The organism is Saccharomonospora xinjiangensis XJ-54, from assembly GCF_000258175.1.
Lineage (GTDB): Bacteria > Actinomycetota > Actinomycetes > Mycobacteriales > Pseudonocardiaceae > Saccharomonospora > Saccharomonospora xinjiangensis.
The window spans coordinates 4,600,716-4,614,825 of record NZ_JH636049.1; the positions used below are offsets into that span (position 1 = coordinate 4,600,716).

General features: G+C 69.7%; 11 protein-coding genes and 1 pseudogene. 7 read left to right on the forward strand and 5 right to left on the reverse strand.

From position 1 onward, the window contains the following. The first annotated feature begins 149 nt into the window (after positions 1–149). Both SACXIDRAFT_RS20920 and SACXIDRAFT_RS20925 read left to right on the forward strand, forming a co-directional pair. The gene (locus SACXIDRAFT_RS20920; protein WP_006240680.1) at positions 150–1,037 is read left to right on the forward strand and encodes an arylamine N-acetyltransferase family protein; all 888 of its coding nucleotides are present in this window, start codon (positions 150–152) and stop codon (positions 1,035–1,037) included. A 48-nt stretch (positions 1,038–1,085) separates the two neighbouring features. Then, positions 1,086–3,830: a helix-turn-helix transcriptional regulator gene (locus tag SACXIDRAFT_RS20925; protein ID WP_040922310.1), complete on the forward strand. Its 2,745-nt coding sequence runs from the start codon at positions 1,086–1,088 to the stop codon at positions 3,828–3,830. Positions 3,831–3,861: 31 nt separating this feature from the next. On the opposite strand, the pseudogene SACXIDRAFT_RS20930 reads toward SACXIDRAFT_RS20925, so the two are convergent. The 3 genes and pseudogenes from SACXIDRAFT_RS20930 to SACXIDRAFT_RS20940 form a co-directional block, all read right to left on the reverse strand. Beyond that, positions 3,862–4,225: pseudogene (locus SACXIDRAFT_RS20930) on the reverse strand (DUF1330 domain-containing protein). A gap of 43 nt (positions 4,226–4,268) precedes the next feature. After that, positions 4,269–4,634, reverse strand: a complete 366-nt coding sequence (locus SACXIDRAFT_RS20935) for a nuclear transport factor 2 family protein (protein WP_006240683.1) — start codon at positions 4,632–4,634, stop codon at positions 4,269–4,271. A 194-nt stretch (positions 4,635–4,828) separates the two neighbouring features. Next, complete coding sequence (locus tag SACXIDRAFT_RS20940) at positions 4,829–5,701, reverse strand: NAD(P)-dependent oxidoreductase (RefSeq protein WP_006240684.1); 873 nt, start codon at positions 5,699–5,701, stop codon at positions 4,829–4,831. A gap of 52 nt (positions 5,702–5,753) precedes the next feature. Here SACXIDRAFT_RS20940 and SACXIDRAFT_RS20945 point away from each other — a divergent pair, with 52 nt between their 5' ends. Then, entirely contained in the window at positions 5,754–6,161 is a 408-nt protein-coding gene (locus tag SACXIDRAFT_RS20945) for a MerR family transcriptional regulator (protein WP_006240685.1), read from the forward strand. Positions 6,162–6,274: 113 nt separating this feature from the next. On the opposite strand, the gene SACXIDRAFT_RS20950 is transcribed toward SACXIDRAFT_RS20945, so the two are convergent. Beyond that, positions 6,275–7,480, reverse strand: coding sequence for an MFS transporter (locus tag SACXIDRAFT_RS20950; protein WP_040922863.1), 1,206 nt, complete (start codon positions 7,478–7,480; stop codon positions 6,275–6,277). Positions 7,481–8,040: 560 nt separating this feature from the next. Here SACXIDRAFT_RS20950 and SACXIDRAFT_RS20955 point away from each other — a divergent pair. Genes SACXIDRAFT_RS20955 through SACXIDRAFT_RS20965 form a run of 3 tightly spaced genes read left to right on the forward strand, consistent with a single transcriptional unit; the run spans position 8,041 to position 10,945 of the window. After that, positions 8,041–9,132, forward strand: coding sequence for a FecCD family ABC transporter permease (locus tag SACXIDRAFT_RS20955; RefSeq protein WP_040922311.1), 1,092 nt, complete (start codon positions 8,041–8,043; stop codon positions 9,130–9,132). Then, positions 9,132–9,947, forward strand: coding sequence for an ABC transporter ATP-binding protein (locus SACXIDRAFT_RS20960; protein WP_006240688.1), 816 nt, complete (start codon positions 9,132–9,134; stop codon positions 9,945–9,947). The genes SACXIDRAFT_RS20955 and SACXIDRAFT_RS20960 overlap by 1 nt, the downstream gene beginning before the upstream one ends. Next, positions 9,944–10,945 (forward strand): ABC transporter substrate-binding protein, encoded by a 1,002-nt coding sequence (locus tag SACXIDRAFT_RS20965; RefSeq protein ID WP_006240689.1) that lies wholly within the window; start codon positions 9,944–9,946, stop codon positions 10,943–10,945. The genes SACXIDRAFT_RS20960 and SACXIDRAFT_RS20965 overlap by 4 nt, the downstream gene beginning before the upstream one ends. A 32-nt stretch (positions 10,946–10,977) precedes the next feature. On the opposite strand, the gene SACXIDRAFT_RS20970 is transcribed toward SACXIDRAFT_RS20965, so the two are convergent. After that, positions 10,978–11,784 (reverse strand): alpha/beta hydrolase family protein, encoded by an 807-nt coding sequence (locus SACXIDRAFT_RS20970; RefSeq protein WP_006240690.1) that lies wholly within the window; start codon positions 11,782–11,784, stop codon positions 10,978–10,980. 184 nt (positions 11,785–11,968) lie between these two features. On the opposite strand from SACXIDRAFT_RS20970, the gene SACXIDRAFT_RS20975 reads away from it, so the two are divergent. After that, positions 11,969–14,104, forward strand: coding sequence for a hypothetical protein (locus SACXIDRAFT_RS20975; RefSeq protein ID WP_006240691.1), 2,136 nt, complete (start codon positions 11,969–11,971; stop codon positions 14,102–14,104). Positions 14,105–14,110 lie beyond the last annotated feature (6 nt).

Here is a 14,110-nt window from a genome sequence, read left to right on the forward strand (position 1 = left end):
CGGCGCGGACGTGGTGGCTCCTTCGGGCAGGTCGAGATCACGGACGGGACACAAAGTTAATTAACAAGACTAACGAATAAAGTTGCGTGCAGCAACTATGCAGTTCGGGTGGTTTGGTGGTTGACCTCCAGCGCGGTCGAGGTGCGAGGGTGAGCCTCGTGAGTACCGTGACCACCCCGACCACCCCGACCACCCCGACCGCCGCAACCACGCAGGCGATCCCGGCGATCGACTGGCAGATCGACACCCTCGACCTCGACGCCTACCTCCGCCGCGTCGGCCTTCCCGCCGAACCGCCGTCGGCGCAGGCCCTGACCGCCCTGCACGAGGCGCACGTCCGCACGATCCCGTTCGAGAACATCGACGTCATGCTCGGCCGCACCCCGAGCCTTGAGCTCGCCGACATCGCGGCCAAACTCGTGCACCGGCAGCGCGGCGGCTACTGCTTCGAACACGGCCTGCTCTTCGCCGCCGTCCTGGAGCGACTGGGCTACGAGGTCAGCCGCTGCGTCGCACGAGTGGGCTTCGCCAAACCCGACGCGCCGGCGACACACCTGATGCTGCTCACGCGCATCGGCGGCGACCGCTTCCTCGTCGATGTCGGCTTCGGCTCCGGGCTGCTGACGCCCCTTCCCCTGACCGACGGCGCGAGCACCGACCACGGCGGCTGGCCGTTCCGCCTGCGCCGTGACGACCGCTTCTGGCTGCTGGAGAAACCCGTGGACGGCGCCTGGCGCGTCGAACACGGTTTCGACGAGACACCGCAGCGGCCGATCGACTACGTCGTGGGCAATCACTTCGTCGCCACCCACCCCAGCTCCCCGTTCACGCGGCGGCTCGTCGTCCAGCGCAAGGACCGCGGACACGTTCGCAAACTCACCGGCCGCGGCTACCAGGTTGAATATGCCGACGGGCGCCCCACCGAGGCCAGGACCGTCACCGCCGACGAGCTGGAGGACGTCCTGCGCTCGCTGGACATCGTCGTGGACGGCGACGACCTGGCCCGGCTGCGGCAGGTGTATGCGGGGGAGGAGTGACGCCCTCCGCCAGCGGCGCGTGACCTGCTCCCGGCGCCGAATGCCAGGATGGGCCCCGTGCTGCACGGCAGGGAAGCCGAAACCGAAACGCTCGCCGCGCTACTGGAGAAAGCCCGCGCGGGCACCAGCGCGGCACTCGTGCTGCGCGGCGAGCCGGGAATCGGCAAGACCGCGCTACTCGACCACGTCGCCGAAGCGGCACCGGACCTGCGGCTGCTGCGAAGCGCCGGAGTCGAGTTCGAGGCCGAGCTTCCGTTCGCGGGGCTTCAGCTCCTGCTACGCCCCGCACTCGGCTGCCTTCCCGCGCTACCGGGCCCGCAACGCGAAACCCTGGAAGCGATCTTCGGGCTCGGGCGCGGCTCGACGTTCGAACCCACGCTCGCCGGGCTTGCCGTGCTGTCTCTGCTGACCGAACACGCGGGTGAGGAAGGGCTGCTCTGCCTCCTCGACGACGCGCACTGGCTCGACAGCGCCTCGCGCGACGCGCTCGTGTTCGCGGCGCGCCGCCTCCACGCCGAGGGCGTGATCATGCTCTTCGCGGCGAGGGACGGCGAGGGCTCCTTCCCTGGACCCGGCCTGCCCGAACTACGCCTGACCGGGCTCGCCCCGCACGCGGCGCTGGCACTGCTCGACCGGCATCCGCTCACCCCGGCAGCCCGCGACCGCCTACTCGCCGAGGCACGGGGCAATCCGCTGGCACTGCTGGAACTGCCCCTCGCCCTCGCCGAGGACGGCGGCAGCGCGTCCTCGGCAGGAGCGCTTCCCCTCACCAGCAGGCTGCACCTGGCCTTCCACGGTCAGGTCAGCCGGATGCCCTCCGCCTGCCAGACCCTGCTGCTCGTCGCCGCGACGGACGAGACCGGCGAACTCGCGGTGATCCTGCGGGCCGCCGCCACGCTGGGCATCGGGGCCGAGGACCTGACACCCGCCGAGGAAGCGGGACTGGTGGTTCACGGTGACACCGAGGGCACCACGATCCGGTTCCGGCATCCTCTGCTCCGCGCCGCCGTCCACCACAGGGCACCGGTCGCTGCGCGACTCGCCGTCCACCGTGCGCTCGCGGCCGCCCTCGATCCCGCCGCCTCGGCCGACCACGCCGACCGCAGAGCCTGGCATCTGGCCGCCGCCACCACCGGAGCCGACGAAGAGGTCGCCGCGGCACTGGAGAGCACCGCCACCCGCGCCCGCGAGCGCGGCGGGCACGAGGCGGCCTCCTCGGCCTACGAACGTGCCGCGCGGCTCAGTGCCGAACCACCGGCCAGAGCCCGCCGCGAGGCACTGGCGGCCGAAGCCGCACTCGAAGCCGGTGATCTGGACCGTGCCGGAGTGCTGGGAGATCGTGCGGCCCGCCACGCCGATCCCTCGGTGGCCCTGCGTCTCACCCGCGTGCGAGCACAGGCGTCCTTCTGGCAGGGCGCCTACTCGACCGCGCACGGCATGCTGCTCGACGGCGCGGGCCTCGCCCGGCACAGCGATCCCGGCGAGGCCGCAGGGCTGCTCGTCCAAGCCCTGCACACGTCCTGGTATCTGGGTGAGGGACACCTCGCGGCGACACTGGACCGGCTGGCGGCACTGCCGCTCGCCGACGAGCACCCCCTCACCCCCGTCCGGTCCTACCTCACGCAGCTCACCCGCGCAGGCCGGGACGGTTCCCAGCCCACACCACTGCGCGAGACGCTCACCGCCGTGTCCCGGCGCGGCCGCATACCGGAGCAGGTGGCCGCGATCCTCTGCGGCGCGGCACTCGCACTCGGCCAGGACACCGACGCCTCCACGGCGGCGTCCGCGCTCGCGGACCAACATCGCGCCAGTGGCGGCGCAGGCCGCCTGCCGACCGTGCTCTTCTTCGTGGCCGAAGGCGAGGTCTTCACCGGGCGGCACCGCGACGCGCTCACCACCGCGACCGAGGCGTTGAGGCTCGCCCGCGACACCGGCCAGACGCAGTGGGTGAGCCAGTTCAGCAGCGTGCTCGCCTACCTCGCCGCTGCGGAGGGAGACGAGGCGGCATGCGTGCGCCACGCCGAGGAGGCGCTCGCCAACGCAGGCAACGCCACCATGTCGCCCGGCGCGCCGTGGGCACACTGGTCGCTCGGACTGCTGCACCTCGGCCTCGGCCGCGCCGAGGCGGCGCTCGACCACTTCGAACGCATGATGCGGGAACCCATGCGCCACCACATCTGCGCGACGCGCGCCACACCCGACCTGGTGGAGGCGGCCGTGCGCGTGGGCGCTGCCGGGCGGGCCGCCGAACCACTCGCCCGCTTCGAGCGGTGGGCGGCCTCGGCACGGCAGCGCTGGGCCGACGCGCTCGTGCTGCGCTGTCACGCGCTGCTGGCCACCGACGCCCGTGCCGAGGTGTCCTATGTGAGGGCCCTGGATCAGCACGACCGGGGTGGGCGCTCGGTCGAGTACGCCAGGACTTCCCTCCTCTACGGCGAGTGGCTGCGCAGGGCCAGGCGCAAGGCCGACGCGCGCAGGCACCTGATCGCTGCCGTCGAGGTGTTCGACCGGCTCGGCATGCGGCCGTGGGCCGACCGCGCCCGTGGCGAACTCACCGCAACCGGGGTCAAGCCCGAACGCCCTCGCGGGGCGCGGGGGGCGGCGGCGGGCCTCACCCCGCAGGAGGCGCAGATCGTGCGGCTCGCCGCGACAGGACTGTCCAATCGCGACATCGCGGCACAGCTTTTCCTCAGCCACCGCACCGTCGGCTACCACCTCTACAAGGCCTATCCCAAGCTCGGTGTCACCTCACGCGGCGAGCTGGGTGAGCTGGCCGACGTGCTGGGTCTGTGAGCCGGGCGCGCCCCGCGCCGCGTGCATTGAATCAGACGGGGGCAGGCCCCTGTGGTGTCACGGCCTCACGGATCGCCTTCGCCACGGACGTCTGGTCGTAGTCCTCGGCGACCCCGCCGACCAGGATGATGTCGCCGTCGATGTGCCGGGAACGCAGCGGCGCGATCTCCCGGTAGGCGGGGGAGTCCCACCAGGCCCTCGCCTCGGCGACGCCGGGAAAGCCGATCATCACGACGTGTCCCGGCCAGGTGCCCTCCTTGACCTCGTGCGCCGTGTTGTGCACGAGGAAACGCCCGCCATACGGCTCGAAGGTTCCGGAGATCCGCTCGGATGTATTCGGCGATCTCCGGGTGCGGCTCGGCTTCGCGCAGGTGGGCTATGACGTAGGCGGTCATGGGGAATTCTCCTGTGTCCGTGGGCGGGTGGTCGGTGGCCGGTTCAGTGTCCGGAAGGCACCGTGTCGAGGAAGCCGAGCACCCTGCTGATCCGGCCGCCGTCGATGACGACGACGTCGAAGCCGGAGACGACAGGATCGCCGCCCTGCGGCCCCAGGTGCCAGGTGAAGCGCGCGATGTCGTGGTGGGCGTCCACGGCGCTGCCGAGGCTGAGCACCATCCCGGAGAACTGGGCCTTGACCGCGGCGATGGTGGCGTCGAGCCCCTCCTTGCCGCGCACCGAGACCAGCGGGTCGGTGTATTCGACGTCGTCGGTGACGGCCTCGGTGAGGACGGCCTGCCGCGCGGTGGGGTCGGTCTCGTTCCAGGCGGCGATGTAGCGCTGGACGAGTTCGTTCGTGTCGCTCATTGGTTCTCCTCGGGTGCGTGTTCGCTGGTGAACACCAACGTAGGGGGATCGGGTGGTCGCGGAATCTGACGTGCTTCAGTACTTGCCGCCCACGCCATCGGTCGGGGACGCCGTGCGCCGGGTCTTTCCGCGTCAGAGCGCCCGGCACAGGGCGTTCGATCACAAGGGCGGCCGGACCGCTGTGTCAGGGGCTTTCAGGGTTTGGTGAATTCCTCGATCAGCACGGGGTACTGCTCCTTGCCGTGCCCTGCGGCGATCGCGCGGTCGGCCATCGCCTTGATGAGCTTCGGGAGTTCGGCGTTGATGCCTGCCGTTTCGTTTTCCTGGACCATGTGTTTCATCGCCCGCACGTCGGTTTCCAGTGCCGAGACTTCGGCGGGGAACGAGCCGTTGTCGATCTGCTCGGCGTATCCGGGCAGCCACCCGGCCACTCCGGTCGCGATCTGCGCGGCGAACGGCGCGAAGGTAGCCGCGTCGATGCCTGCCGCCCTGAGCAGAGCGGTTCCCTGCAACCAGGCGTTGAGGACACTCCACATCATGGTGAGGCCCGCCACGTCGTACAGGGACGCCAGACCGGGGTCCTCGCCGAGGTAGGTGACGGTGCCGAGCGCGCCGAGCGTCGCAGCGTGCGCGTCGAAGTCCGGCTTGGGTCCGCTGTGCAGGATCACCGCCTCGGCGGTTCCGATCGCCGAGGGGATGGCCATGATGGCGCCGTCGAGGTAGCGGGCGCCGCGCTGCCACGCCCATCGGGCCGTGTCCCTGGCCTGCGCCGAGTCGCCCGAGGTCAGGTTCACCAGTGTCGTGCCGTCCAGGTTGACGCCGGTGTCGAGCACGTCGTGCACGGCCTGATAGTCGGTGAGGCAGACGATCGTCAGCGCACCGGCTTTGAGGGCGTCGCCGACCGTCGGCGCCGGCTGCGCGCCCTCGGCCACCAGGCGGTCGGCTTTGCTCGCGGTGCGGTTCCACACGGTGACGGGATGCCCGGCCTTCAGGAACGCGCCCGCGAGCGCCTGGCCCATCAGTCCGAGGCCGAGAATGGTCACGGGTGTGTCGGTGTTGTGAGTCATGACAGCATCGTCAACGTTGATACCGGTGTGAAGGTCAAGCGAGGTTTTTGCGGTGCGGATCGGTGAACTGAGTCGCCGGACGGGCGTCAACGCCCACCAGTTGCGTTACTACGAGGCGCAGGGCCTGCTCGAGGCGGATCGGGGAGCGAACGGCTATCGCGAGTTCGGTGAGGACGCCGTGCTGCGGGTGAGCCAGATCCGGCACCTGCTCGGCGCCGGTCTGTCCTCTGAGGACATCGCATACCTGTTGCCTTGCGCGAGAGGGGAGGTTCCGGAACTGGTCGGGTGTCCCGAACTGCTGGCGGCGATGCGGTCGCGGCTGCACCGGCTCGACGAGCAACTGGATCGGATCGCCCGCTCCCGCAGCGCGCTGCTCGACTACATCGCCGCGGCCGAGAGGATGGGCGGCGAGCACTACCCGCCTCTCGACGGCGCCGGACTGGAGCCGGTCTCTGCCTGATCGGCGGGGCTGTTCTCGCTCGGCGCCAGCCCCGGTCCTCGGTGAGCCACCTCCCGCCCTGCTCCGTCGGCCGCGACGACTGGTCGTGTCCGGCAGAGCGAGAACAGTCCGGGTCAGTCCTCGATCGCCCCGGCCTGTCTCCGCTCGCGGGAGAACCCTCGGGTGCCCGGCACGAGGGCGGCAGCGGCGGGCGCGGCGAAGCACACGACGGCGCAGGCGCCGAGCACCACGGAGGCGCCGAAGGCGTCGATGGCGGGGGCGATCAGGATCAGTCCCACGGGCGCGAGCCCGTACGACAGCAGGAAATCCAGGGACGAGACGCGGGCCAGTTTGTCCGGAGCCACCTCACGCTGGGTGGCGGTGAACCACGGGACGTTGAACATCTCGATGCCGATCCCGGCGAGGACGTAGGCGGCGAGGATGGCGGCGGGCGGCACCGGGAGCAGCAGGGCGAGTGGGGCGAAGCCGTAGAGCGCGAGGCCGGCGAGCGCGGCCCAGCCCTGGGCGCCGGGCCTCCACCGCGCCACCACCACGGCCCCGACGAGCGCGCCCACGACGTAGGCCGTGGTGGCGCCCGCGAGAACGGCTTCGCTGCCGTAGCGGTCGCGGCTGACGAGCGGCAGCACGACCCCGGTCGCCGAGTATCCGGTGGCGATCACCGCGGTCAGTGCTCCGAGCCCGGCGAGAAACCACGGATGCCTGCGCGCTTCCCTCAGCCCTTCGGCGAAGTCCGCGACGACAGCGGTGGAAGGCCGCTTCCCCGCGCAGGCCCGTCGTCCGGCCGGAGGCACCGTGGCGGCGATCAACCACAGCACGCCGACACCCCACAGCAGGACCCGGGTGCTCGCCAGGACCGCGAGCAGAGCCGTGACGGCGGGCGCGATCAGCGTGGTGACCCGCACCGCCAAGGTCATCGCGGCGTTGGCTTGCTGCCGACGTGGCTCGTCAACCACCTCGGCGGTCAAAGCCTGGTATGCCGGTCGGCAGGCGCCTTGACCCGCTCCGGCCACACCGGCTGCGACGGCCGCGAGCCAGGGTGAGGAGCCCACTCCCAGCGCCATCACGGGCAGCGCGATGGCCGAGGTGAGACAGGACCAGAACACCACAGCCCTGCGGGAATGGCGATCCGCCAGTACACCGCTGACGGGGACCGCGACGAGGAAGCCGATCGTGCGCGCGGCGAGCAGCACACCGAGTTCGACGGCGGTGAGTGAGCGATCGAGCACGGCGAGCCCGAGCACGTAGGGCAGGGCCCAGGTCGCCAGGCCGGACGCGGTGGTGCCGGACCACAACCGGAGGAACGCCGCGTCGCGGAGGATCGACCGGCGCCGGGCGTCAGCGGAGGACGCGCCGGAAGCGGGCAATGGGGGCGGAGAGGACACGGTGGACACGGGCTCCTCGGGTCGTGGCCGGTGACGGAGACACCACAGTAGATGAAAACTGTTGTCATATTCGGCAGCGCTGGTACAGTCGGTCAATCTTGGAAGGTGATCCGCTGAAAGCGCAGTTCACGGCACTGCGCACCCTTCCTGTGAATCGAACACGCAGCCGCGCCGTCGTAGTAACGAGAGTTGCGCCGAGCGATCCGGCGACGTCGTCGCTCGATCCTCGTGCTCACCTGCCATCAGCCCGCACTGCCACGCCATCGGATCGAACACTGTGGACGAGGTCGTCGCCGCGTAGCCGGAGATTGTCGGTTTCCGGCTGAACCTTCGGCCTGGCTCGCCATGGTCGCGCATGGAGTGGAACCTGGCCCCGGCTCGAGCGGAGCGAGGGCGATGCGGGCGAGGAGCAGGCGGTCCAGTCCTGACGCCTGCCGAGACGAGTCGCACAATCACCGCAGTAGCCAAACGTTAATGAAAACTATTATCGTTATCGCGTGGTTGATCGTACCGACGTCCGTGGGCCGAGCGCGGCTCGTGCTCCCGCGACGAGAAGCTCCCACTCGCTCGCGTGGCTGGTTCCGGGACTGGTGGTGGCACTCGTGCTCTCGGTCTTCGCCGCGATCGGACTGGGCTCGGCCGCCATCTCGCTCGATCAGACGGCGCGCCTGCTGTGGGAGGCCCTCACCGGAGGCACCGTCTCCCGCGAGGAGTTCCCGAAGTACCAGATCATCTGGCAGATCCGCACCCCTCGCGTGCTGCTGGCCGCCGTCGTGGGCGCCGGGCTGGCCGCGGTCGGCGTCGCGATGCAGGCGGTGGTGCGCAACGCACTGGCGGACCCCTTCGTTCTCGGCGTCTCATCCGGAGCGTCCGTCGGGGCGGTGGCGGTGAGCGTGACCGGAGCCTTGGCGGCACTGAGCATCTACGCCGTGGCCGCCGGAGCTTTCGTCGCGGCCCTCGGCGCGACAGCCGTGGTGTATCTCCTGGCGCAGGGCAGGGCGGGAGTAACCCCGCTGCGGTTGCTTCTGACCGGGGTCGCGCTGTCCTTCGGCTTCCAGGCCGCGATGAGCCTGCTCGTGTATCTGGTGCCCACGAGCGAGTCAACCAGCACGGTGCTGTTCTGGTCGATGGGCAGCTTCGGTGCCGCCACCTGGGCGACGGTCCCGATCGTGGGAGCCGTGGTGCTGCTCGGAATGGTCGTCCTGCGGCGCTACGGCCGCGTGCTCGACGTCCTGACACTGGGCGACGAAACCGCCGCGAGCCTGGGTGTCCACGGCGAACGCAACCGCAAAGTGCTCTTCGCCGTCACCGCCGCGATGACCGGCGCCATGGTGGCAGCCAGCGGGGCGATCGGCTTCGTCGGGCTCGTCGTTCCACACATCACCCGCATGCTCGTCGGCGCCATGCACCATCGAGTGCTGCTGGTCGCCCCGCTGGTCGGGGCGGTGGTCATGATCTGGGTCGATCTCTTCGCCCGCACGGTCGCCGCTCCACGGGAATTGCCGCTCGGCGTGCTCACCGCTGTGGTCGGCGTGCCCGTGTTCGTCGTTCTTCTGCGCCGCCGCGCCTACGTTTTCGGAGGCCGCTGATGCGGGTTCACTTCGACGCCGTCTCCGTCGAGATCGACGGCCACCAGATCGTCCACGACCTGAATCTCACCGTGCCCGCAGGGAAGGTCGTCGGCCTCGTCGGGCCGAACAGATCGGGCAAATCGACGGCGTTGCGCTGCGTGTACCGCGCGCTGCGGCCCAGCAACGGCGTCGTGTGGGTGGGCGGCGACGACCTCCACACGCTGCACCGGCGTGAGGGAGCGCGGCGGGTAGCTGCGCTGGCCCAGCACGGCGGGTCCGATCTGGACTTCACCGTGCGTGAACTCGTCGCGTTCGGACGTATCCCGCACCGGAGCGGTAACACGCCCCTCGCCGCACGCGACGCGCGACTGTGCGAGGAGGCGATGGCGAGCCTCGACATCACTCACCTCGCCGAGCGGGGCGTTCTGGCGCTGTCGGGAGGGGAGCTGCAACGAGTACTCATCGCCCGCGCGCTCGCGCAGGAACCGTCCGTTCTGGTGCTGGACGAACCCACGAACCACCTCGACGTGCGGCACCAGATCCAGCTGCTCTCACTCGTCCGCTCGATGGGCGTGACGGTCTTGCTAGTCGTCCACGACCTCAACCTCGCCGCAGCCGGATGCGACGAGATTGGCGTCCTCGACCACGGCCGGCTCGTCACGTCCGGCCCGCCCCGCGATGTCCTGACCCCGCCGCTGATCCGGGAGGTCTTCGAAGTGGACGCCGTTGTCGTGGACCACCCGCTGACCGGCGCTCCCCAGGTTCTGTTCGCACTCGGCACCACGCCGCAGTCACAGAGTTCTCGCTCGACAACGAGACAAGGAAACACATGACGATCTCCCGACGCCGCCAGCTGACGGCGACCTCCTTCGCACTATCCACCGTTCTCGTTCTCTCCGCCTGTGGCGCGGACGTGGACAACAGCGGAGCGGACACCACGGTGACCGTGAACCGGTGCGGGGAAGAAGTCGAATACACCACGCCGCGGCGCGCGGCGGTCTACGAGGGCGGCAGCGCCGACAAGATGTTCGCCCTCGGACTGACCGACCACGTGCACGGCTACGTGATGCCCCCGGCCAACCCGCCGGTGTCGGAGTCACCGTGGGCCGACGAATACGGCAAGGTCGAGTTTCTCGGTGATGACCTGCTCAACCGGGAGCTGGTCGTGGACGCGGGCGCGGACTTCGTCGTCGCGGGCTGGAACTCCGGCTTCTCCGACTCTCGGGGCATCACCCCGGAAATCCTCGACACGCTCGGAATCCAGAGCTTCATGCACACCGAGTCCTGCTACAACTATCCGGGTTTTCCTGAGCGGACGACGCCGATCGAGGGCCTTTACACGGATCTGGAGCGCCTCGGCCGGATCTTCGGTGCCGAGGACCGGGCCCGGACACTGGTGGCGGACTACCGAGAGCGGGTCGCGGCGGTGCAACGACAGGCACCCGAGGGGAATCCGGTTCCGGTGTTCCTCTACGACTCGGGCACCGACCGGCCCTTCACCGCGGCCAAGCAGGTCCCGCCCAACGACATCATCCGGCTCGCCGGGGGGAGGAACATCTTCGGCGAGCTCGACGAACGCTGGACCGAGGTGAGCTGGGAGGCGGTGGTCGAAGCCCAACCGGAGATCATCATCATTCTCGACTACGGCGACACCTCAGCCGATGAGAAGATCGCCTTCCTCCGCGGCAACCCCACGACCGCGAAACTCCCGGCCGTCGTGGAGAACAACTTCTTCGTCCTCGCCTACAACGAGGGAATCTCCAGCCCTCGCAACATCGACGGAGTGGAGAAGTTCGCCGAGTACCTCCGCGACTACGCCGCCGAGCACTGACAGGGCCCGATATTCCGGGGTGGCTGGAACCGTCAGTGGTGTCGTCCCGGCTCGGGCAGGTGGCGGCGGAACCACGTGCTCAGCTGGGCGTCCACCGCACGAGTCTGCGGCAGTTGCGGTGCGGGCTCGATGCCGGGTTCGTCGGCGAGCGGGTGGGCCAGTCCGGGTATCGCCACCAGTTCGGCTCTTGCGCCCACGGCGGCGGTGAGATCGCTGGCGTCGGCACGCAGCGCCGGATGGTCCTGCTCGCCGCTGACCACCAGCAGCGGCGCGCGTTCGGCGATGACGCCGGCCTTCGTGACGAAGTCCAGGTCGTCGGCGACCTTCTCCGATTCGGCGTCGTACGGGTAGTCGCCGGGGAAAAGGCTGACGACGGACCGGATCCGGACGGCGGCGTTGACGACGGCTGCGGCGAACACGGGGATCTCGGTGTGGGCAAGGACGCGGAGCGCGACGGCGCCACCCAGCGAGCCGCCGAGCACGCCGATCGGGCCGTCTTCGACCGGCAGTTGCGCGCGGATCGAGGCCAGTGCGGCGGGGAACTCCTCGGTCGCCTGCCAGACGAAAGGCCAGAGGGCGGACATCAGCACGTCCTCGCGCAACAGCTCCAGACCGGCGGCCATGCTGCCGTCCACCATGCGTGCCCCGCACATCGGCATGCCGAGGTGGACCCGCCACGCGGGGACGTCGTTCATCGGCAGTGCTGCGGCGAACGCGGCATCCGATCGCGGCGCGTCGAGCATGTGCCAGGTGACGATCAGCGGCGCGGGGCCGGGGGACGCGGGTGGCAGGGCGGTGAACGGCACACCGGCTGCGGTGCCTGTGACAGGTGAGTGCATGCGGTCACGGTAGGGCGCCGACCGGCTGCGCGAAGCGGTTACGCCACCGGCGTAATCCAGCGGCAGGCGCGATCCGGAGAGTCGGCTCGCTCCGCGCTGTCGGCGCTGTCCGCTGCCGGTTGACGACCATCCGGCGGGTTCGGCGAACGTGCCAGGCTGAGAGAAAAGTGACGAAGGGAGTCTCGTGGGCGAGGGTGACAGGTCCCGGCTCTGTGAGTTCAGTGCCCGGCTGCGCAGCGACGATCCCGAGGTCGTCCTTGACGCTCTGGACGACTACCTCTCGGCGCAGGCGGCCACGCGATGGGGCGTGGACAACCCCTACACGTCGCTGGACAGTGAGGTACTTTTCGCCGCCCGAGAGCTACTCGGCCGGGCTCCGATCGGCCCAGGCCATGTGAGCGCTCTCGCCGTGATGTGGCATCTCGCCGAGGAGGAGGACGCCGACGTCATCGCCGACGTCCTCGACGGCACACCGGACGCCGAGGTGCGGGCAACGGCACTCCTCGCCGCCAGCACGGCTCTGACAGCGAGTGAAGAGCCGAACCGGCGGCTGCTGGCGCTGATCACGGCCATGGTGCTGGACGAGAATCTGGATGCGCAAACCAGGAAGGACGCAGTGCAGGCGCTGGAGGATCTTGATCTCCCCGAGATCGAGCATCTGATGGTACGGCTCGCTGATTCGGCCGAGGAGGAACTCCAGGTGCGCGCGGTGAGCTGGCTCGCGGCACCGTTACGGCTCCGTGTTCACCGGGAACTGGTCAGGCGGGTGGTGGAGTGCTGGCCCGAGGACGTGGGAGGGGAGGCCGGGCACCTTCGCCGGGAGGTGCTCGACGGCTTTCACAGCACCTACTGGACGGACACCGAGCCGGACGATCCGGCGCTGCGGAAGGCTCACGAGGAGCTGAGGTTCCCGTCCGGCGATGAGGAATGCCTGCGCGCGTTCGCGACCTTGCTGCACAGCGACGATCCGGTCGCCGTGGGGATCGCACTGGATCACTTCGAGTCGTCAAGGGGTTTGACTCGTGTTCTCAAGGATCGGCAGCAAGCGGAGGACTACCTTCCCGAGGTGCTGTGCCGTGCTCGTGAGGTGCTCCGGCGGCCTCTGCCTCCCGCAGAGGTGAGCGCCCTGAACCTTCTCAGGACGCAGCCTCCCGAACACGGCGATGCCGATCTTCTGCTGGAGGTCCTCTCACGCACGAGGTCCGACGCGGTCCGTCAGGAGGCGCTGTGGGTGGTCCACGGCCTGCTCGACGGCGTCAAGGTGAGAGACGAGAGGCTCGTCGGCGCCGTGCGCGACCTGCTTGCCGAGCCGTCCGTGGGATTCGCCGTCAAGGAGACCGCGATCCGCGTGCTCGCCGATGGCCTCGGCGCCGACGCGGACCCCGTACTTCTCCGGGCGCTTCGCGAGTGCGAGCCGAGGGTTCAGGCCCACGCCGCCTATTTCCTGGTCAACACGGGAGGTTTGGATCGGCACCGCGCCGTTCTGGAAGACGCTGCCGACAGTTGGGGAGATCAGCCTCCCTCGCGTCCCTGGGGCTCCAATCCCATCGATCTGATCCTCGGCAGCCCCCACAGCGTCCACTGGAAGGGTCATCGGCTGACGGACCCGGACCTGGCCCGCGCGCACCGGAGGCTGCGGGCTCCCACGATGGACGACTCGTACCACGAGGCGCTCCGCACGCTGCTGAACAGCGGCGATCCTGCGGCCGTGGGTATCGCCCTCGACCACTGGTGGAGCCCTGACGGCGCTGTGAGGCGGGGCGGTGAGCAAACCCGTGAACCGGAGAAGGCGCTCGTGGCGGACCGTGTCCGGGAGATCTTGCGACAACCCCCACCACCCGAGAGCCGCGGCACACACCGCCTTGAGCCACGGTATCTGTCCGCGTTGTCCGCATTGGACGTTCTGGCTGCGGACGATCCCACGCTGTTGGCCGAGATCGTCAAAACTGCCGGGAGTGATCACCTTCGTGAGCGGGTTCTCGACACGGTCGAAACGGTAGTCGCGAACACCGGGACGGTTGACCGGCGGCTCGGGGAAGCCCTCGGGAATATCGCATGCGACGGTGGCGTGCCTGTGCGCGACAGGGCCAGGGCACTGGAGCTGCTCGGCGACGCGGGGAGTGACTTCGTACCACTGCTCCTCAGAGCGACCCGCTGTCCCGAGCCTGCGGTCCAGGCCGCTGCGGCGTGGGGTCTGTTGGGGGTCGGCGCCGAAAACCATCGTGATCTGGTCGAAAAGCTGATCGAGAGCTGGCCGGTGGACGACGCACCGTGGGAAGTCACCAGGGTACGGGACAGGTTCGATCCTGCCGGGCCGTGAGCAAGG